This window comes from Streptomyces sp. a15, from assembly GCF_059026085.1.
Window position 1 is genome coordinate 84,431 of the sequence record NZ_JBWLKM010000020.1, and the last position, 19,748, is coordinate 104,178.

At 70.4% G+C, this 19,748-nt stretch carries 20 protein-coding genes, 1 tRNA gene and 1 pseudogene; 9 read left to right on the top strand and 13 right to left on the bottom strand.

The window, feature by feature from the left end:
• Positions 1–126 precede the first annotated feature (126 nt).
• Positions 127–357 (bottom strand): DUF2277 domain-containing protein, encoded by a 231-nt coding sequence (locus AC5P09_RS21905; RefSeq protein WP_266440102.1) that lies wholly within the window; start codon positions 355–357, stop codon positions 127–129.
• 143 nt (positions 358–500) lie between these two features.
• Here AC5P09_RS21905 and AC5P09_RS21910 point away from each other — a divergent pair, with 143 nt between their 5' ends.
• The 5 genes and pseudogenes from AC5P09_RS21910 to AC5P09_RS21930 all read left to right on the top strand — a co-directional run bounded on the left by AC5P09_RS21910 (position 501) and on the right by AC5P09_RS21930 (position 4,006).
• On the top strand, positions 501–1,403 hold the full coding sequence (locus AC5P09_RS21910; protein WP_493875528.1) for a ketopantoate reductase family protein: 903 nt from the start codon (positions 501–503) through the stop codon (positions 1,401–1,403).
• A gap of 225 nt (positions 1,404–1,628) precedes the next feature.
• Positions 1,629–2,624: an alpha/beta fold hydrolase gene (locus AC5P09_RS21915; protein WP_493875529.1), complete on the top strand. Its 996-nt coding sequence runs from the start codon at positions 1,629–1,631 to the stop codon at positions 2,622–2,624.
• A 58-nt stretch (positions 2,625–2,682) separates the two neighbouring features.
• Positions 2,683–2,982: pseudogene (locus AC5P09_RS21920) on the top strand (dihydrofolate reductase); the annotation flags it as partial.
• 115 nt (positions 2,983–3,097) lie between these two features.
• Positions 3,098–3,460: a DUF8825 domain-containing protein gene (locus AC5P09_RS21925; RefSeq protein ID WP_493875530.1), complete on the top strand. Its 363-nt coding sequence runs from the start codon at positions 3,098–3,100 to the stop codon at positions 3,458–3,460.
• 33 nt (positions 3,461–3,493) lie between these two features.
• The gene (locus AC5P09_RS21930; protein WP_493875531.1) at positions 3,494–4,006 is read left to right on the top strand and encodes a nuclear transport factor 2 family protein; all 513 of its coding nucleotides are present in this window, start codon (positions 3,494–3,496) and stop codon (positions 4,004–4,006) included.
• Positions 4,007–4,397: 391 nt separating this feature from the next.
• Here AC5P09_RS21930 and AC5P09_RS21935 read toward each other — a convergent pair whose 3' ends face one another.
• From AC5P09_RS21935 to AC5P09_RS21945, 3 genes are all read right to left on the bottom strand, one after another.
• Complete coding sequence (locus AC5P09_RS21935; protein WP_493875532.1) at positions 4,398–5,717, bottom strand: alpha/beta hydrolase domain-containing protein; 1,320 nt, start codon at positions 5,715–5,717, stop codon at positions 4,398–4,400.
• 307 nt (positions 5,718–6,024) lie between these two features.
• Positions 6,025–6,582: a dihydrofolate reductase family protein gene (locus AC5P09_RS21940; RefSeq protein WP_493875533.1), complete on the bottom strand. Its 558-nt coding sequence runs from the start codon at positions 6,580–6,582 to the stop codon at positions 6,025–6,027.
• A 240-nt stretch (positions 6,583–6,822) separates the two neighbouring features.
• Positions 6,823–6,894, bottom strand: a tRNA-Val gene (locus tag AC5P09_RS21945).
• Positions 6,895–7,138: 244 nt separating this feature from the next.
• On the opposite strand from AC5P09_RS21945, the gene AC5P09_RS21950 reads away from it, so the two are divergent.
• The 3 genes from AC5P09_RS21950 (at position 7,139) to AC5P09_RS21960 (ending at position 9,644) form a co-directional block, all read left to right on the top strand.
• Complete coding sequence (locus AC5P09_RS21950; RefSeq protein ID WP_493875534.1) at positions 7,139–7,909, top strand: DUF4097 family beta strand repeat-containing protein; 771 nt, start codon at positions 7,139–7,141, stop codon at positions 7,907–7,909.
• A 75-nt stretch (positions 7,910–7,984) separates the two neighbouring features.
• Positions 7,985–9,376 (top strand): hypothetical protein, encoded by a 1,392-nt coding sequence (locus AC5P09_RS21955; RefSeq protein WP_493875535.1) that lies wholly within the window; start codon positions 7,985–7,987, stop codon positions 9,374–9,376.
• 43 nt (positions 9,377–9,419) lie between these two features.
• Entirely contained in the window at positions 9,420–9,644 is a 225-nt protein-coding gene (locus AC5P09_RS21960) for an FmdB family zinc ribbon protein (RefSeq protein WP_266440093.1), read from the top strand.
• A gap of 4 nt (positions 9,645–9,648) precedes the next feature.
• Here the strand turns inward: AC5P09_RS21960 and AC5P09_RS21965 are convergent, their stop codons facing one another.
• Genes AC5P09_RS21965 through AC5P09_RS21975 form a run of 3 tightly spaced genes read right to left on the bottom strand, consistent with a single transcriptional unit; the run spans position 9,649 to position 14,113 of the window.
• On the bottom strand, positions 9,649–10,458 hold the full coding sequence (locus AC5P09_RS21965; protein WP_493875536.1) for an HAD family hydrolase: 810 nt from the start codon (positions 10,456–10,458) through the stop codon (positions 9,649–9,651).
• Positions 10,458–12,923, bottom strand: coding sequence for a phosphoribosyltransferase (locus AC5P09_RS21970; protein ID WP_493875537.1), 2,466 nt, complete (start codon positions 12,921–12,923; stop codon positions 10,458–10,460). The genes AC5P09_RS21965 and AC5P09_RS21970 overlap by 1 nt, the downstream gene beginning before the upstream one ends.
• Before the next feature lie 23 nt (positions 12,924–12,946).
• Positions 12,947–14,113, bottom strand: coding sequence for an HpcH/HpaI aldolase/citrate lyase family protein (locus AC5P09_RS21975; RefSeq protein WP_493875538.1), 1,167 nt, complete (start codon positions 14,111–14,113; stop codon positions 12,947–12,949).
• A gap of 198 nt (positions 14,114–14,311) precedes the next feature.
• Between AC5P09_RS21975 and AC5P09_RS21980 the strand changes: the two genes are divergently transcribed.
• Entirely contained in the window at positions 14,312–15,136 is an 825-nt protein-coding gene (locus AC5P09_RS21980; protein WP_493875539.1) for a TerD family protein, read from the top strand.
• Positions 15,137–15,167: 31 nt separating this feature from the next.
• On the opposite strand, the gene AC5P09_RS21985 is transcribed toward AC5P09_RS21980, so the two are convergent.
• The 6 genes from AC5P09_RS21985 to AC5P09_RS22010 all read right to left on the bottom strand — a co-directional run bounded on the left by AC5P09_RS21985 (position 15,168) and on the right by AC5P09_RS22010 (position 19,585).
• Entirely contained in the window at positions 15,168–15,905 is a 738-nt protein-coding gene (locus AC5P09_RS21985; protein ID WP_493875540.1) for a TerD family protein, read from the bottom strand.
• Positions 15,906–15,999: 94 nt separating this feature from the next.
• Complete coding sequence (locus AC5P09_RS21990) at positions 16,000–17,145, bottom strand: DUF475 domain-containing protein (protein WP_493875541.1); 1,146 nt, start codon at positions 17,143–17,145, stop codon at positions 16,000–16,002.
• 49 nt (positions 17,146–17,194) lie between these two features.
• Positions 17,195–17,770 carry a TerD family protein gene (locus AC5P09_RS21995; protein WP_493875542.1) on the bottom strand — a complete coding sequence of 192 codons (576 nt, stop codon included), beginning with the start codon at positions 17,768–17,770 and terminating at the stop codon, positions 17,195–17,197.
• 100 nt (positions 17,771–17,870) lie between these two features.
• Positions 17,871–18,446 carry a TerD family protein gene (locus AC5P09_RS22000; protein WP_307674513.1) on the bottom strand — a complete coding sequence of 192 codons (576 nt, stop codon included), beginning with the start codon at positions 18,444–18,446 and terminating at the stop codon, positions 17,871–17,873.
• Between the two features lie 114 nt (positions 18,447–18,560).
• On the bottom strand, positions 18,561–19,019 hold the full coding sequence (locus AC5P09_RS22005; RefSeq protein WP_493875543.1) for a peroxiredoxin: 459 nt from the start codon (positions 19,017–19,019) through the stop codon (positions 18,561–18,563).
• Between the two features lie 128 nt (positions 19,020–19,147).
• Positions 19,148–19,585: a DUF3052 domain-containing protein gene (locus AC5P09_RS22010; protein ID WP_217240558.1), complete on the bottom strand. Its 438-nt coding sequence runs from the start codon at positions 19,583–19,585 to the stop codon at positions 19,148–19,150.
• Positions 19,586–19,748: the final 163 nt, after the last annotated feature.

Genomic DNA, 19,748 nt, shown 5'->3' on the forward strand with positions numbered 1-19,748 from the left:
CAGCTGCGGGCAATCGTGCCGCTGGGGCGGCTCCCCACCCACAGAAGAGCGGCACCCCCATAGCGCCGGGCTGCGCGACCCACCTCGGCCAGCAACGCCGACCCGCCCACCAAACCCCGGCCCGCTCTACCCCGCCCTCTGCGCAGCGGACCCCCGTACCTCCAGCCCGGCCAACAACTCCGCCGTGGCCTCGGCGATCACCTCCACGGCCCGGTCGAACACCTCCTGGTTGTGCGCGGCGGGCGCGCGGAACCCGGAGACCTTGCGGACGTACTGCAGGGCGGCGGCCCGGATCTCCTCCTCGGTCGCCTCCTCGGGCAGTACGGGCGGACGAAGCGTCTTGATGCTGCGGCACATGCCTCCAGTCTCGCCCCCGCCGGGGAATACCGCCGGGCCTCCGCCGGATTCCACCAATCAGGCCACCGCGAAAGCGCCGCCTGCGATGATCGTTCCGAGGCGGCCACCGTCCCGGGGCCGACCGAGGAGAGGAACCCCGCATCATGGCGTACGAAGAACTGACCGTGGCCGTCCTGGGCCCCGGCGGCACCGGCGGCCTGCTCGCCGCCCTCCTGTCCCGCGCCGGCCACCGCGTGATCTGCCTGGCCGGCGACGAGACGGCAGACACCCTCCGTACGGCCGGAATCCGCGTCCGCAGCGAGAAATTCGGCGACTTCACGGCCCACGTCGAGGCGGACACGACCCTGCGCGAACCGGTCGACGCCTGCCTGGTCGCGGTCAAGCACACGACCCTCGACGCCGCCCTCGAACGCGTCCCGCCCGCGACACTCGGCGACGGTCTGGTCGTACCGCTCCTGAACGGCGTCGAACACCCTGCGGCCCTCCGCACCCGCTACCGCTCCGACCGCGTCGCCCCCGCCGTCATCCGCGTGGAGTCGACCCGCGTGGCGCCGGGCGTGATCGAGCACGGCAGCCCCTTCGCCGAGGTCGACCTCACCGGCGAAGGCGTCCCCCGCGAACGCCTCGACGCGCTGGCGGAGGCCCTCACGGCCGCCGGCCCGACCACCCGCGTGCTGCAGGACGAGTCGGCGGCCCTCTGGGCGAAGATGTCGTTCCTGGCCCCCTTCGCGCTCCTGACGACCCGCCACGGACTCCCCCTCGGCGACGTCCGCACCAAGTACCGCGAGGAGTTGACGGCCCTGGTGGAGGAGACCGCCAAGGTCAGCGCCGCCTGCGGCGGCCCGGCGGACCCTGCCCAGGCACTCGCCCGCTACGACAGCTTCCCGCACGCGATGAAGTCGTCGATGCAGCGCGACGCCGAGGCGGGCCGCCCGCTCGAACTGGACGCGATCGGCGGGGCGTTGCTGCGCGCGGCCGAGCGCCACGGGGTGGAGGTGCCCGTAACGGCCCGCCTGGTACGGGAGTTGAGGGACGCCGGGCACTGACGCTGGGCCCTCCTCGGTCGCGGCCGGGTGTGGGTGGCTGAGCGACACACCGGGGCGGCGGGTTCGCGCCGCCCCGGTGACCGCCTCCTCCCCACCTGGTACCGATTTGCCGAACCGGCAACAACCCTCGCGCCCGGCCGCCGCCGAACCGCAGGATCGACGTACGAGCCGCAGCGCCGCCGCCCGTGTGCGTGCCGCTGCACCCGACGCACGTACGGAGGACTCATGCCCCATCCGGCCCCCCAGCTCGAAGACGTCACCCACCGCCTCCTCCCCGCCCCCGCCGGCCGCGTCCACGCCGCGGAACTCGGCGAGGGACCGCTGGTCCTGCTGCTGCACGGCTTCCCGGAGTCCTGGTACTCCTGGCGTCACCAGCTGCCTGCGCTGGCCGCCGCCGGATACCGGGCGGTCGCCGTGGACGTGCGCGGATACGGGCGTTCCTCGCGGCCGGACGCGGTGGCGGCGTACCGGATGCGCGACCTGGTGGCGGACAACGCGGCCGTGGTCGAGGCGCTCGGCGAGCGGTCCGCGGTGGTCGTCGGACACGACTGGGGCGCGACCATCGCCGCGCACTCCGCCCTGCTGCGGCCCGACGTCTTCCGCGCGGTGGGCCTGCTGAGCGTGCCGTACACCCCTCCCGGCGGCCCGCGGCCGAGCGAGATCTTCGCGCAACTGGGCGGCGGGAAGGAGGAGTTCTACGTCTCCTACTTCCAGGAACCGGGCCGGGCCGAGCGCGAGATCGAACCGGACGTACGCGGCTGGCTCGCCGGTTTCTACGCCGCGCTCTCCGCGGACACCATGCCCGGACCCGGCGCCCCCGACCCGCACTTCGTGAGCCCCGGCAACACCCTCCGTGACCGTTTCCCGGCCGACCGTCTGCCCGCTTGGCTCGGCGAGGCGGAACTCGACGTCTACGCGGGCGAGTTCGAGCGCACCGGCCTCACCGGCGCCCTGAACCGCTACCGCGCGATGGACGAGGACTGGAAGGACCTCGCCGACCTCACCGGCGCCCCGATCCCCCAGCCGTCACTCTTCCTCGGCGGCACCCTGGACGCCTCGACGACCTGGCTGGCGGACGCGATCGAGGCCTTCCCCGTCGCCCTCCCCGGCCTGCGCTCCTCCCACCTCCTCGAAGGCTGCGGCCACTGGATCCAGCAGGAACGCCCGGACGAGGTCAACCGCCTGCTGACCGCCTGGCTGGCCGCCCTGCCCACGGCCTGAGCGCCACGCCGGCGATGAGTTTCCGGGGCGCACTGCGTCCCTGTGCAACGAGTTCGCCAAGGTCTCACGGACCTCGGCCGACTACGTCAAGCCGATGCCGGCGGGCATCGGGGTGCTGGTGGTCGGGCGGCACGTCTTCGACATCACCAACGGCTGGGAGGGGAAGCCCCCGGCGGGCGAGCACATCGTCGGGGTGTCGCACCGGCCCAGGCCCGAGGGGTGGCATCCCGAAGCACCGTTCCACTTCGTCGACGACGTGCCCCGGGCGATCACGAAGGCCAAGGAACTCGCCGGGGACCGCACGGTCGGCGTGGCGGCGGGCGATGTCGGCGGACAGACCTTCGCTCTCGGCCTGCTACCGGGTCCGCCGCCCACGCTGACCACCGAACGGCATACGCACTCCGGCACACCCGTTCGCATGAACCACGCGAAGGAACTCGCCACCCAAATTCGAACAGGCGTAGCATTGTGCCGTGGCTACGACCTATGACTTTCCGAGTGACCTCCTCGCCGGTCAGGAGGAGCTGCATCAGGTCCGGGCCGAGCTGTCGGCCCTGCTCAAGCGGCTTCCCTGGTCGGTCGAGCCTCTGGACGGCTTCAGCGACGCGGGCGGCTGGCGCAAGGTGGAGCGCCCCGCCTCCCCCGGTTGGACAGCCGACGAACAGGCCGCGGTGGAGAAGCTCCGCCGGCGGGAGCACGAACTCGCGGTCTTCGTGAGCTGCCACCGCTTCTGGGTGGAGGTCGCGGCGGCGGAGCAGGTGGACGCCCGCATGAAGCTGAAGCACGCGCACGAGACTCCGGAGCAGCCGGAGGAGCCTGAGAAGGCGGGCGCCTGAACCACGCCGCAATCCCCCTGAGGCGGCACGGCCATGTCGTACCTCTATGGCACCATGCCCCCTCAGACCGCACCGTCCATGGGGGGACACATGCGCACCCGCGCCACCACGCTCACCGCCGCCGCCTTGCTCGTCGCCACACTCACCGCCTGCTCGTCCAGCGAGGACAACGGCGACGACGCGTCCGCCGACAGCAGCAGCGCGAGCAGTCCGGCCGCCGAGGAGAGCAGCGCGCCGGGCGACGACGGCGCCCTCCAGCAGGCCGTGGAGGACTACACCACGGCGTACTTCGACGGTGACGACGACACCGCGTACGAAGCCTTGTCGGAGCGCTGCCAGGGCAAGATCACGCCCGAGGCGTATACGGCTGTGATCGAGCAGGCTGCGGCCGACTACGGCGACGGGCATCCGGCGACGGACGTGCAGGCGGAGGTGTCCGGGGATCTGGCCCGCGTCTCCTACAAGGTGGAGGGCCTGCCGAAGTTCGACCAGGAGTCGCAGCCGTGGGCGAGGGAGGGCGGCGACTGGAAGTACGACGCCTGCTGACCCTGCACCACCCGGGGCCCCGTCACAGGCATCTCCGCGGCAGGGCCCTCGTACGTCATCCGTCGGAGCGGCAATCCCGGGATGGTTACTGCGACTTGACCCTTGCCGCGGCAGTCCGGACGGGTCCCGGCCCTCGGTCGGGAGCTCCGTTTCCATGTCGGACCCCCACGACCCCCACGACCCCCACGACCCCCACGACCCTCCCGACCTACCGCCGGAGCCCACACCCCCGCGCCGTCATTGCCGGCCTGATCATGCCTCTCCGCACACCTCGCCCTGCCCAGCCAACAACCGATCCAGCACCGTGGACGGCGATCGGCCCCGGAGGCGCGGGCGAAGCGCAGGAGTTCAGAAGTCTCCGCGTCATCCGCCAGATGACGCGGAGACAGGCTCATCGGGCCGTGCAGGGCCGGATCGCGACGAATTCGGCGTAGTGGTCGCGGTAAGTCTCCGTGAAGGTCGACGGAGGGCACAGGCCGGCGCGGCGGCTCATGTCACGGGCGTCCCGCCGCAGGATGAAGCCGGCCCTTCGGTAGTCGCGGAGTTTGTTCCTGAAAGCCTTGGCGTAGGCCTGGTGGCTGCTGAAGCCGAGTTGCTGCACGGTGCGTACGTTGTCGTAGCTGCCGGTGAAGCCGGTGATGAAGCGGGCCTCGCCGAGTTCGACGAACGGCAGCCGGGGCACGCGCCGGCCGGTGCGGTCCTCGGTGATCGCGTTGCCGTTGGCGTCCCGGACGATGGTGTCGTCGCCCGCCGTGCGCAACTGCGTGCTCGTCGGCGGCGGTGCCCCCTTGCGGACCCAGTTGTGCCCCTGCAGGAAGTGCGCGCGCAGGGCGGGCACGAAGCTCGCCGGGGTCGTCCTCCTCACCGGGAACGGCACGTTCAGCGGGGCGTCCAGCGGGTCCGGAATGTGCGGGCTTCCCGCGACGACGTAGAACCGATACCGATTCGTCACGATGCCCCGGTCGGTCAGGTTCGTTGAATCGTCGGCTTCCGAATTGACGATGAGTACCTTGCCCTTGTAGCGGCCGGCGGCGATGTCGGCCTGGGGGTCGAAGCCCTCCGTGGTGATGGGCAGCACCAGGTCGAGCGCGCCCGTGGCGTCGCCGGAACGGACCAGGCGCAGGAGAGGGTACGAGCTGTCGGAGAAGCCCGTGCCGTACCGTCGGGGCAGCTTGCCGACCAGTGGACGCGCGCCGGAGGAGCGGGAGGCGAGTGCCCTGGCGAAGTCCGTGATGATCTCGTCGTCGACCCTGGCTCCGTCCTCTTCGACTCCGCCCTCGATGAAGGTGCCGGGCACTGACGGATCGAGGATGCGGTTGCCGAGCGTGCTCCAGCCGACACCGGCGTGCACGAAGCCCTGGCGGAACAGGAAGTCCCTGCGCAGATAGACATTGAGGGCGCCGAGCCCCACCACGAAGTGTGGCGGCTCCACGACAGCGGTGCCGTTGGTGCGGTCCGGATCGGCAGGAGCGCTGATCCGGTAGGGAACGCGGAACCGCCCGGTCGACGTCTCGCCCTCGAACACACCGTCGTACTGCACGTAGCGAATTCCGCCGAACGAACCGAGCGGCGTGACCACCGGATCGCCGAGTCGGTCTTCGGCACCGCCCTTCGGAATGCCCACCGCTTGGCGGGGAGCCTGGCCGGGATGGCGGTCGTGAGGAACGGCCTCGGCGGCCGAAGCCGGAAGGGCCGGCGTCAGCGCGGCCATCAGGAGCGCACCTACCCGGAGAAACTGGGCTCGCCGGAAGTGCGGAGCAGGATTCTTGCATGGGAAAATCGGCCAGAACATCGGAAGCTTCTCCTTCTGCGCCAGGGACACTCGTCCGGAGCACTGGCGCTGGAGTCAGCCGATCACCCGATGCCCGCGTCGGCCTTCCGGCATGACCGAAGGAGCGAGGCGTCTCACTCGCCCAGCCGATCGGCCACACAGCGGGGTGAAATGCCCTCTCATCCCGCAGAGGAGCCGTCGCCGTCGGCATCGCGATGCACGCGGCCTGCCCCTCCCTCTCCGGTACTCAGCGGGTCCGGTAGCGCGCGTAGATCAGTCCGCTGTCGAAGGCACGCTCCTCGACCAGCTCGAGATCGAGGCGCACGCCGTCGGGGAAGAAGCGCTTGCCGCCGCCGACCACGCTCGTGGTGATGAACAGGTGGTACTCGTCCACCAAGCCGGCCGCGATCGCCTGGGCCGCGAGGTTCGGGCCTTCGACGGTGAGGTCGTGATCAGCCTCGGCCTTGAGCTTGCGCACCGCGTCCGGGTCGAAGGTCCGCTCGATCCTGGTCTTCGTGCTGGACACCGACTCAAGCGTCGTGGAGTACACGATCTTCTCCGCGGCCTGCCAGTCGCGGGCGTACTGCAGGATGTGCGGCGGCTGGTCGGGCTCGGTGTGCGCGGTCTCCCAGTAGACCATCGTCTCGTACATCCGTCGGCCGTAGAGGTATGTGCCGACGGGGCGGAAGAGGTCGTTGACGAAGGTATGCACCTCCTGGTCGTCGGCACCGGTGCCGAGGCCGCCCTCCGCCGCCTCGGCGTAGCCGTCGAGCGAGGTGAGCATCGAGTAGATGAGCTTTGCCATGTGTCTCCTCCGGGTACGAGCGCGTCAGTCTGCCGGCGGTGCTGCAGGTTATGACCTCCGCACGACCCGGAACTCATCGATCGGCCGGACCGGCCGGTTCCGTCGACCGTCAGATCCCGGTTGCCCGCGCAGTTCCGCGCCCTGGCCACCCGCTTGGTGGACTCCGCTCATGAGAACGGCCCCCCGGAGATCACTCCGAGGGGCCGCCGAAGCTCTGCTGAGCCTGACCTGAACGGTCGGTGGGCGCGGACGGTTTCGAACCGCCGACATCCTGCTTGTAAGGCAGGCGCTCTACCCCTGAGCTACGCACCCGAGACGAGTCGACAGCCTACATTGCCCGGGGCACTGCCCCGCAAACCCGTATCACGGAGCTGTGTGCGGCCGAGCTGTGTGTAAGGGCCACCTCCGTGGGACCTCCGGGGGTCTCCGCGGGTCTCCGGGGGTTATCCCCACCCGGAATCCGGGAGCGGCCCGGATGCCCCCGCCCGCCCGGGATCCGTACGGTCGAAGAGCGTCGTAGCACAGGCTTCGGCGCTCGTCCCAGGGGGAGACCGTCATGGCCCGTACCGTTCCCGTCCGTGCCCTCGCCGTCGCCGGTGTCGTCGCGGCCCTCGTCGCCGGTGCCACCGCGTGTGGCGCCTCCGCCGGCGACGACAAGGACCCCGACCAGCGGTCCTTCGCGCTGCGCGGCGACACGCTCACGATCGACTCCGACGACTCCGCGCTGGAGATCGTCGCCGCCGACGCGCACAAGGCGGGCACGGTCGACGTCACCCGCTGGTTCCAGGGCACGGTCGCCATGGGCAAGGACCCCAAGGTGACCTGGTCCATGAAGGACGAACGGCTGAAGCTGCGGCTGACGTGCTCGGGCGTGGTCGCCGACTGCGCGGCCAAGCACCGGATCGAGGTGCCGCGCGGGGTCGCGGTGAACGTCGTGGACGGGGACGGCAGCGTGCGCGCGCGGGGCTTCGAGGACGCGCTGAACATCCGTACCGGCGACGGCTCCGTGCGCGTCACCGACTCCAGCGGCCCGCTGGAGCTGCGTACCGGCGACGGCTCGGTGCACGCGGAGGTCTCCTCGCGCGAGGTACGCGCCCGGACCGGTGACGGCTCCGTCCACCTCGAACTGGGCGCCGTACCCGACCTGGTGGAGTCCCGCACCGGCGACGGGTCCGTGACCATCGCGCTGCCCGACGCCACGTACCGGGTGACGGCCAGGACGGGCGACGGAGCCGAGGACATTTCGGTACCTCGGGACGACTCCAGCTCCCATGTGGTGTCCGCGCAGACCGGCGACGGCAAAGTAACGGTCCGGACGGCGAACTGACCGGCCCGTGTGTTCGTCCTTAACCGGTGGGAGAATGACAGCGGGCAAGGACAAATCACAGCACGGGAGAGGGATGTGACGGCGACACCTTCGCAGCCGTACTCGCCGTTGGTGCCGCGCGCGCACCACCCTGTGCGTCACGTGCTGCGGGACACCCTCACCCTGCTCGGACTGCCGCTCGTCGTCGCGATCGCCCTGCCCGCCGCCTTCGCGAGCGGTGGCGGCAGCGGCACCCGGCGCTGGTTCGGCGGGCGCGCCGAGAGCCAGCGGGCCGAGGCGCAGGCCGCGAAGGACGCCGCCGCGGCCGCGTTCTACGAGCTGGACACCGCCCAGCGCGACCTGCGGATCTCGATAGAGACCATCACGGCCGTCGACGACTCCCCGGCCGCCCGGCGCGCGGTCGCCGACTTCCAGGCGATCAGCAACCGCATCGACGAGGCCAGTCACCAGTACATCAACGCCGTCGACGCCCATGACCTCGACCGGGACGACCTGGAGACCTCGGCCGCCGCGCAGGCCCGCACCGCGCTCGGCCGGGCCAAGGACGAACTGGGCCGGGTCAAACAGGACCTGGACCGGTTCACGGCCGGGCTCGAACCGCTGATCGGCAAGGCCGAGACCCAGCTGGCCCGCCTCGCCCCCGCCGTCGAGCGGGCCCGGCAGGGCCTGCTGGCCGCGTCCAACGCGCTCGACGCAGTACGGGGATCAGGGCTGAAGGCGGACGACCTGGCCGCCCGGCTCGCCGCCCTCGGGCCCGAGCTGACCAAGCTGAACCAGGGCGCGGGAGCGCACGGCGTCCCCCAGACCCTGGAGCGCGCCGAGCGCGTGGCGCGGGAGGCCGAGTCGGTCCGGGTGGAGGCCGAGCGGCTGCCGGAGCGGGCCGCCGAGATCGACCACCGGCTGGTCTCCCTGCGCACCCGCGCCCAGGCCCTCACCACCCGCGCAGAGCAGCTCGACCCGATCCTGAGCGAGCTGCGGCGCCGCTTCGTGGCCGCCTGCTGGCAGGACCTCCAGCACGTGCCGGACCAGGCCGCGGAGAACGTGGCGCAGGCCGAGCTGAAGCTGCGCGAGGCCCGCGCCGCCCGCGACGAGCAGCGCTGGCCCGACGCGACCGCCCTGCTGTCGACGGTCCGGGCGCTGCTGAACACGACCGATGAATCCGTGTCGGCCGCCGGGGACCGGCTGCGCCGGCTGAACGCCGTGCAGAAGGACCCGCAGCAGGAGATCGACCGCACCCGCTTCGCCATCCGCGACGCCCAGCGCCTCGCCATGGCCGGCCGCCACACCCCCGACCCGCATCACGCCCGCCCCCTGGACGACGCGGTCGCCCGCCTCGAGCGCGCGATCGGCACGCTGGAGGGCCGCCATCCGGACTACTGGCACTTCCTGACCGAGACGGAGGCGGTACGGCAGTCGGTGGCGCGGGTCGTGAACCAGATCCGGGAGGAGCGCGGGTCCGGGCACTGACGTGCCCCTACGACGGCGACCGTACGCCGGTTAACCTGTGCGTATGCCTCGCTATGAGTACCGCTGCCGGACCTGCGGCGACACCTTCGAACTGAGCCGTCCGATGGCGGAGTCCTCCGCCCCCGCCGACTGCCCCGCGGGCCACGACGACACGGTCAAGCTCCTGTCGACAGTGGCGGTCGGCGGCTCGGCCTCCGCGCCCGCCCCCGCACCCGGGTCGGGCGGTGGCGGCGGGGGCGGTTGCTGCGGCGGGGGCTGCTGCGGCTGACGGGTCAGGCTTGCCGCGCCCCCCGCAGGAACTCCCGCAGGATCCGCTCCCCCGCCAGTACGCCCCGCTCCGGCAGCGCACTGATCGTCGGGGCGCTCCAGTCCGCTTCGGCGAGTTCGCCGTGGCCCGGGCGCCAGCCCCGGTCCGCCGCCAGGAGCAGGTCGGCGTCGAGGAGGGAGTCGCCGGCGGCGAGGGTGAGCTCGGCGCCGGTGCGGCGGGCGACCTCGTGCATGGCGGCACTCTTGGTGAGCGGCTTAGGGACGGCGTAGATCTTGCGGCCCTGGAGGGACACCGTCCAGCCGCGGTTCTCCGCCCAGACGGCGAGCTCCTTCACCCATTCCTCGGGGAGCAGTTCGCGCTCGACGACCAGGTAGGCGAAGAGGCCCTCGGCGTCGCGGTGCTTGCGCACCCAGAGCGGGTCGGCCGTCGTCATCAGGTGCTCGCGGACCTCGTCCAGCGGGGCGCACTCGTCGGCCAGCCGGGCCGTCACGCGCGCGTGCCAGTCGGGGTCGGAGACGCCGTCCACCAGGAGGTGCCCGCCGTTCGCGCAGATCGCGTACGTGGGCGTGGGGCCGGGGAGGTTGATGCGCTGGTACTGCTTGCGGGTCCGGGTCGTCGTCGGGACGAAGACCGCCGCGTCGCCGAGTTCGGTGAGCAGGGCCGCCGAGGTCTCCGTCATGAACGACAGCGGTCTGCTCTCGTGCACCTCGACGCAGAGCAGCCGGGGCGCCCGCGCGTCCGGCATGGTCAGCGCGAGGGCCGCCACGGAGTAGATGAGCGTACGGTCGAGGTCGCTCGCCACCAGCACCGGCATCAGACCGTCACCGCCTTGCCGTCGGCGCCCGTGGCGCCCCGCGTGTACTTGGGGTGGATCAACCCCACGCAGGTGTACGGGAGTTCCGCGACCTCTTCCACCGGGACACCTCTCTGTTCGGCCAGCAGACGCACATGGTCGAGGTCGGCGCCCGCCCCGGCCCGCGCGAGGATCTTCCAGGGCACCCGGCGCAGCAGCACCCGGGTGGTCTCGCCGACGCCGGGCTTGACGAGGTTCACGTCGTGGATGCCGTACTCCTCGCTGATGCGCTCGACGGCCGCCCAGCCCTCCCAGGTCGGTTCGCGGTCGCCGGACAGCAGTTCCTTGGCCTGCGCGTCCACCGCGTCCCCGACCTCGGGGAAGCGGGCGGCGACCGCGTCCAGGAAGGCCACCGACACATCGGCGCCGGCGAGTTCGCGGTAGAACTTCGCGCCGTGGAAGTCGTTCGGGCCCACCAGGTCGGCGCGCAGGACGGTTCGCGAAATCAGGCCGGAGACGGTCGAGTTGAGGCACGCGGACGGGATGAGGAAGTCCTCGCGAGTGCCGTACGTCCGCACGCACGAGCCCGGGTCGGCCAGCACCGCGATCTCCGGGTCGAAGCCCACCGCACCGCCCCCGGCCTCGAACTCCTTGACCGCGTCGGCGAGTTCGCGGGTGATGGCGCCCTTGCCGGTCCAGCCGTCGACGAAGACGACGTCACGCGGGTCGTGGTGGGCGGCCAGCCAGCGCAGCGCGTTGGCGTCGATGCCGCGGCCGCGCACGATGGAGACGGCGTAGTGCGGCAGGTCGAGGCCGTGCCGGAACTGGGCCCAGCGGCGCATCAGCACACCGATCGGCGTACCCGCGCGGGCCAGCGAGACGAGCACCGGCCGGGGAGAGCGCTCGGCGAGGACGAGCTCGGTGACCGCGCCCACCGCCAGCGCCAGCCGCCCCGCGGACGCCTCCAGCGCCGTGTGGAACAGCTCCTGGTACTGCTCGCTGGGCTGGTACTCCACCGGCAGCGACTCGGCGTAGTGCGCGCCGCCGCTCTGGATGGCCTCCTCTCGCTCCTCGGTCGGCGCCTCCAGCGTCACGTCCGAGAGGTCCTGGAGCAGCCAGCCGACCTCGTCGGGCGGGTACGAGGAGAAGGCGGGGCCACGGAGGGGCTCGGGCAGCATGGCGGGCCTTTCGGGAACGTACAGCGACTCGGGGACGTACGACGGTACGACCGCGAGGACCACGTGCGGGGTGTGGGCGGCCAGCCGGGCCAACAGGCCGTCGGACGCGTGCAGTTCGGGGGTGTCGGCGGCCGAGTCGACGACGGCTATGACGGCGTCGAAGCCGCCGCCCGCCACGTTGTAGGCGTAGCGCTCGCCGGGGCCGTCGGCCGGGTTGTCGTGGGCGGGGAAGACGAGGCGGCTGCGGATCGCGTAGCCGGGGTCGTCGACCGCGAGGACGGGTGAGCGGGTGGTGGTGGAGTAGCGCACCTCGGCGCCCACGGTGTCAGCGGTGTCTGCGAGCTGCTCCAGCTCGCGGGCCAGCCTGAGTGGTGCGTACATCAGCTCCTCGAAGCCGAGGACGAGCACGCGCCGGGCCTTCGGGGGCAGCGCCTCGGCGAGCCGGGCGGCCATGGCGGGCAGTGCGCCCTCCAGGCGTATTCGGTGCTGCGGCGTGAACCCGTGCCGCCCGCCGTCGGGCAGGCCGCGGGGCCAGTGCAGGTCGACGCGGGCGATCCGGCCGTACGACGGCGGGGCGGGGGCGGCCGCGGCCTCGTGCCGGGCCACCAGCTCCTGCCCCTTCTCCAGCACCCCCTCCGGCAGCCGCACGGTCCCCGAGGCGGCCGCCACCAGGTCGACCCGGGCGCCGATCTCCCGGGCGAAGCCCTCCAGGCGGCCGGCGTCGGCCGCCGAGCGCATGTCGACGAGGGCGACCACCACGTACCGTCCGCGCGGGTAGCGTTCGTGCAGGTCACGGATGGTGTTGAGGATCGTGTTGCCGGTGGAGAACTCGTCGTCGACCAGGACCAGCGGCCCGTCCCCGACCAGCAGCGCCGGGTCCTGAGGCAGCAGCAGGTGGGAGGTGGCGTGCGAGTGGGACTCCTCGAAACCGCCGGCCGTGGCGACGCCCGGGACCGGGCGCCTGGTGGAGTGCAGGTAGGGCGCGAGGCCCACGCCGTCGGCGACGGAGTGGCCGAGGCCGGTGGCGGTCTCCGCGTAGCCGAGGACGACCGCCCGGCGGGCCTCGTCGGTGCCGAGCAGGTCCCGGACGCGGCGGCCGAGGGCGAAGCCGTGGCCGTAGACGACGGACGGCGACTGCGGGACGTGCTTGCCGAGCACGTTCGACACCAGCAGGTGCGCCCGCTTGGGGTTGCGGCGCAGCGCCAGCCCCAGCAGCTCGGTCAGCCCGTCGTCGCCCACCAGTTCGACGCCGAGTCGCTCGGCGACCCAGCTGCCGGACCAGACGGCTTTGTTCACTGCGTGGTTCATACGTCCCTTGGTGGTCAGCGGTCTCAATCGGGGATTCCGGCCGCGAGCAGCTCCACGAAGCCGATGTCCTCGTTCGCCACACCGAACACCTCGGCGCGCAGCAGGGTCCGCTCGGCCCAGGCGCGATGCGGCTTCACTTCATTCATTTTGTTCGTGTACGCCGACCTGAGCACGCCGCCGCCGCCCCGCTCGGACCGCAGGATGTCCTGGGCGTCACTGAACTCCTCGTGGCTGACCACGGAGAGTGCGTGCACGGGCAGCACGTGGGAGGGGTGGATGCAGGTCTTGCCCTGCAGGCCGTTGGCCTGGTCGAGGGTGATCTCGCGCAGCAGGCCGTCCATGGCGTGCTCGATGAGCGCCTCGCGCAGTTCCTCGGCCTTGCCCTCCAGGAAGGGGCTGCGGCGCAGCTGCGGCTTGAACATGCGCTCCTGGACGCGGAAGTACTCCCACACCGGCCCGGTCACCGTGAACCCGGTGCCGTCGACCCGGCCCATCATGTTCACCACGTCGGCGATCACGGAGGCGACGACCTGGACGTCGTAGGCGGTCATGTCGGGCGCTCTGCGCAGGCCGTACGAGGAGCAGAAGTCGGTCACGCCGAGGCGCAGCGCCAGGACGCGCTCGCGGTACTTGTCGACCGCGCGGGAGATGCCCTCCAGGGTCTCCACCCGCGACTCCCGGTACAGCAGCTCGGGCGACTCCAGCACGGGCATCGCGAAGAGCCGCCGCCCGCTCGCCGTCTCGGCGCTCGCCAGCGCCTCCAGGAAGGGGATGCCGCGCTCCTCGGTGAACTTCGGCATCACGAACCCGGACAGCAGCCGGGCGGCGACACCGAGACGCTCCACGAGGTCCGGGATCTGCTCGGGCGTGCGGACCCGGATGAACAGCAGCGGCAGGTCCATGCCGTCGTGGCCGGCGAGGTCCTTGAACTGCCGGACGAGGTTCTCCTCGGCGTCCGCGACCTCCTCGTCGCCGATCGAGTCCTCCAGGCACAGCACCATCGAGACCACGCCACGTCCGGTCTGCTTGACGATGTCGTCGGCGAGCCGCGGCCGGGTGGCCGGACTGTAGAGCGTGGCGCCCAGGGCCACGGCGAGCAGCCGGGCCGAGGAGTCCGCGGTGAACTCGCACGGCTCCACGTGGAAGAGGCGCTGCCGCACCTCAGGGGCGATGTGCCCGAAATGACGCATAGAACTCCCCCGTGGACGCTGATGGACTCCTGCGGGCTGTCCACAGGTGGCCGGTAATAGTACGTAGGGATCCATGTCCTAGGTTCCCGCAGGGCATGAATTTCAGGTAACACGGACACGCACACCCATGCACAGCCAAACACACGGATCTGCGACCCCGCGTTGTCGTGAGCAGGACCGAGAGGGCAGGATGACCGCATGACGCACGCGATGCTGAAGGGGTCGAACGTCCCGCTCGAAGCCACCACGGTACGCGCCGTGCTGCGCTGGGCGCCCGTGCAGGGGAGCCCTGTCGTCGACGCCTCGGCGCTGCTCCTCGGCCCGGACGGTCGTGTGCGATCCGACGAGGACTTCGTCTTCTACAACCAGCCCCGCCACCCCTCCGGAAAGGTCTGGCTGCTCGGCAAGAAGCGGGTCGCCGAGGGGCCCACGGACACGATCCAGACAGATCTCGCCGGTGTCGAGTCCGATGTCAGCCGGATTCTGCTGGTCGCTTCCGCGGACGACGTCACCTTCGACCGCGTCCAGGGGCTGCGCATCCTGCTGTACGACGCCACGGCCGCCGACGGCGAGCCGCTGGCGCACTTCGACATCAAGCCGGAGACCGGCGAGGAGACCGCCCTGATCTGCGGCGAGCTGTACCGCCGCGGCGAGGGCTGGAAGTTCCGCGCGCTGGGCGAGGGCTACTCCAACGGCCTTCAGGGCCTCGCCACCGACTTCGGCATCGCGGTGGACGAGTCGGAGGAGCAGCAGAGTACGACGGACGAGCCCGCGGCCCTGCCGCCCCCGGAGACCTCCCAGCCCCTCCCCCCGGAACAGCCCACGATGGTCCCGGCCCAGCCGGCCTACGGCTACCCCCAGCAGCCCGCTCCCACGGTCCAGCCGGCGTACGGCTACCCGCAGACCCCGGCCGCGGCGACGACGGGAGCCCCGGGCGGCTACGGCTACCCGCAGCCGGTGACGGCGGCTCCGGCGCAGGAGTTCCGGCTGCCTCCTCAGGGACCTCAGTTCATCGGACGGTGAAGGGGCGCGCGGCTCTGACGTGGGCGAGCGCTCACCGCTCAGCCTTCGCCTTGTAGCCCCGCCCCCACTGCAATCCCCACCCGTACAACCGGTCCAGCTCCGCCTGGAACCCGTAGACGAACTTCACCTCACGCCGAACGATCATCTCCCCCTTCACGTTCTCGATCATCACCACCGCGCATGACCGAGCTTGGGGATGCCGCTCGTCGAGACCTATCTCGATCCGCGGCCCGTTGCTGGGATACAGCGTGACGATCGCGTGCGTACGGTCGAACGCCGGCGTCTGGTCGTAGATGTACACGAACACCAGCAGCCGCTTGATCGCGTCCCGATGGTCGAGGTTGACGTAGATCGTCTCCCCGGACGCCGACCCGAACCGGTCGTCCCCGCTGAGCTTCACGTACGGCGCCCCGTTGATCTCCCCGAGGTAGCCCCCGAGCGGCTGCACGACGCCCTTGGTGCCGTCCTGGAGCTCGTACAGACACCCCAGGTCGAGGTCGACGTTGACCATGCTCTGGCTGTGCCCGAGGACCTCCGGCGGCTTGAGCGCCCTGAAGGGGTGCCGCAGCAGACTCTCCCGCTGGGAGCCGCCGAAGTCGGACGTCCGCATGCGCCAGGCCAGGTTGATGCGCAGATGCCCGGTGGCGGCGCCCTGCTTGGTGAGGGAGACCTGGCCGTGCCGTTTGGTCAGCTCGATGGAGTTGGTCGCCGCGTTGCCCGAGTCGAAGTCGGACTCCTGCCCGCGCCGGAGCCCGTCGAAGAAACCCATTCCCGCCCCACCTTCACGTCAAAGACCGGCGGGGCGGCGCCGAGGACTCGCCTCGACGCCGCCCCGCACAGAGCGTTCCTCACCCCGAGGGGTGTCACACCCCGGACGACACCTCAGTCTTGTCGTCCGAGCCCGCTTTTCCCTCGGCCGCTGCCAGTGCCTTGTTGCGGCGCACGGAGGACCAGAAGGACCAGCCGATCAGGACCACGCCGACCATGCCGGTGATGAATTCGTTGATCTGGTACTGGATGGTGATCAGGAGGATCGCGGCGAGGGCGCCGATCGCGTAGTGCGCGCCGTGCTCAAGGTAGACGTAGTCGTCGAGGGTGCCCTCGCGGACCAGGTAGACCGTGAGCGACCGGACGTACATCGCGCCGATACCGAGACCCAGCGCCATCAGGACGATGTCGTTGGTGATGGCGAAGGCACCGATCACGCCGTCGAAGGAGAACGACGCGTCCAGCACCTCCAGGTAGAGGAACATGAAGAACGCGGCCTTGCCGGCCATGACGACCGCCGACTTGGGCTTGCCCTGGCGTTCGGCGGCTTCCTCCGCCTCGTGCTCACGCTCCTCCTGCTCTTCGAGCCTGTCCTCGAAGAAGCCGGAGAGCCCGCCGACGATCATGTAGGTGATGAGGCCCCCGACACCGGAGAGAAGGACCGTCTCCGCCTTGTCGACGTGTGTTCCGCCGTGCTGGTGGGCGTGGGTCGCGAAGGTCAGCGCGGAGATCAGCAGCACGACCAGGGCGATGCAGACCGAGAGCATGTCGATCTTGCCGAGCTTGGCGAGCGGCCGCTCGAGCCAGCCCAGCCACTTGATGTCCCGGTCCTCGAAGATGAAGTCGAGGAAGATCATCAGCAGGAACATGCCACCGAAGGCGGCGATCGACGGGTGAGCGTCGGTCACCAGCTGCTCGTAGCGGTCCTTGTCGGTGAGGGCGAGGTCGACGGCCTCGATCGGGCCCATCGAGGCGCTGACCGCCACGATGACGACGGGGAACACCAGCCGCATGCCGAACACGGCGATGAGGATGCCGATGGTGAGGAAGATCTTCTGCCAGAAGGCAGACATCTTCTTCAGGATTCCGGCGTTGACCACTGCGTTGTCGAAGGACAGCGAGATCTCGAGGACGGAGAGGATCGCCACGACACCGAAAGCGGTCCACCCCCCGTAGAAGACCGCCGCGACGAGGCCGAGCGCGGTGACCGCGAACGACCAGCCGAAGGTTTTCAGAACCACTGGCTACCCAATCCTGTATGTACGAGTCTCTACCGCGCCGTACTCGGCTTTACGAAACATTGACTCCGAAGTCTAGAGCGATGCCCCGCAGCCCCGACGCGTACCCCTGTCCCACGGCCCTGAACTTCCATTCGCCCTGGTAGCGATAGACCTCGCCGAAGATCATCGCGGTCTCGGTGGAGGCGTCCTCGCTGAGGTCGTAGCGGGCCAGTTCCTGGCCGTCGGCCTGGTTGACCACGCGGATGAAGGCGTTGCTCACCTGGCCGAAGCTCTGGCCGCGCTCGTCGGCCTGATGGATGGAGACCGGGAAGACGATCTTGTCGCACTGCGGCGGCACCTTGGAGAGGTCGATCAGCAGCGACTCGTCGTCGCCCTCGCCCTCACCGGTGAGGTTGTCACCGGTGTGCTCGACCGAGCCGTCCGGGCTCTTGAGCTGGTTGTAGAAGACGAACCACTCATCCCCCAGCACCCGGCCGTTGTTGCACATCAGCGCGCTGGCGTCGAGATCGAAGGGCGCGCCGGTGGTGGAGCGCGCGTCCCAGCCGAGCCCGATCGTCACCTGGGTGAGGTTGGGTGCGGCCTTGGACAGGGAGACATTGCCTCCCTTGGCGAGCGTGACGCCCATGATGCTGGTCCCTCCCCGAGACAGTCCTTCTCTGCTTGTCCTGCACGTCCGGCGCCGCACGCAAACCGTGCGGCGCCGGACGGTGAGACCCGCCGTGGGCTCAGACGTTGACGCCGAAGTCCTGGGCGATGCCGCGCAGGCCCGAGGCATAGCCCTGGCCGATGGCACGGAACTTCCACTCCGGGCCGTTGCGGTAGAGCTCGCCGAAGACCATGGCGGTCTCGGTGGAGGCGTCCTCGGAGAGGTCGTACCGCGCGATCTCGGCGCCGCCGGCCTGGTTCACGACGCGGATGAACGCGTTGCGCACCTGGCCGAAGGACTGCTGACGGTTCTCGGCGTCATAGATCGACACCGGGAAGGTGATCTTGTCGACGTCGGCCGGGACGGCGGCGAGGTTGACCTTGATCTGCTCGTCGTCGCCCTCGCCCTCACCGGTGAGGTTGTCGCCGGTGTGCTCGACCGAGCCGTCCGGGCTCTTGAGGTTGTTGAAGAAGATGAAGTTGGCGTCGCTGGTGACCTTGCCGGACGCGTCCAGCAGCAGCGCGCTGGCGTCCAGGTCGAAATCGGTGCCGGTGGTGGTGCGGATGTCCCACCCCAGACCGACGATGACCGCGGTCAGGCCCGGCGCCTCCTTGGTCAGCGATACGTTGCCGCCCTTGCTGAGGCTGACTCCCACGAGTCCTCCATTGGTGTCCAGGGGCTGGGAGGCCCCGCCGTGCGTTCGATGTCGGATCAACGAGTCGATCCTAGTGACGGGTTCCCGCACCACGCATGGCGTGGAACCGAAGAATCACAGGGTGTCGAGCGCCTTGACGTACTCGTTCAGGTCACGCGCGTCCGGCAGAGCGTTGACGACGGTCCAGCGCACGAGGCCCTCCTTGTCGATGACGAAGGTGCCGCGTACCGCGCAGCCCTTGTCCTCGGCGAAGACGCCGTACGCGCGACTGACCTCGCCGTGCGGCCAGAAGTCGCTGAGCAGCGGGTATTCCAGACCTTCCTGCTCGGCGAAGACGCGCAGGGTGTGGATGGAGTCGTTCGAGACGGCGAGCAGCTGGGTGTCACGGTCGGAGAACTGCGGCAGGTGGTCCCGCAGCTCGCACAGCTCGCCGGTGCACACGCCCGTGAAGGCGAAGGGGTAGAAGATCAGTACGACGTTCTTGCTGCCGCGGAAGTCGGACAGCTTCACGGTCGCGCCGTGGTTGTCCTTGAGCTCGAAGTCGGGGGCCTTCTCGCCGACCTGGATCGCCATCGCCTCGGATGTCCCTTCGTGGGCTGTTCGGGTGAGAACCACCCTACGCAGCGATCACCGAAGGGCTTCGGACGGGCTGGGGGTCTCGGCCACTGCCGAGTACTGACCAGCCCGTCCGGCGCTGCGGGCTACTTCTTGGACTTCGCGGCCTTCGGCGTCACCAGCCGGCTGCCGCTCCAGTCCTTGCCGACACTGACGCTCTTGGACGCGGACAGCCCTGCCGTGGTCGCGGCTTCAGAGATGTCGCTCGGCTCCACGTAGCCGTCCCGGCCGGTCTTCGGCGTCAGCAGCAGGATCGAACCGCCCTCTTCGATGTACGTGATGGCATCCACCAGTACGTCGGTCAGGTCGCCGTCCTCGTCGCGGAACCACAGCACAACGGCGTCGGCGACGTCGTCGTATTCCTCATCCACGAGGTCTGTGCCGATGACTTCCTCAATGGCCTCGCGGAGTTCCTGGTCTACGTCGTCGTCGTAGCCGATCTCCTGGACCACCTGCTCGGGCTGGAACCCCAGCCTGACGGCAGGGTTCGTCCGCTCCTCCGCGTGGTCCGCGGTCGCGCTCACGGGTTGCCTCCTGATCATGTCTTGGTGAATGTCTCAGCCACGCGCGTGCGCGAAGCAATGGCCGTAGTCCACACGGGCGGGACCGATCGCGCAAGTACCCGGCCGTTCGGACCGCCGAAACGGTGACGATACCGGCCGTGTCGCCGCAACCTACGGCACACCG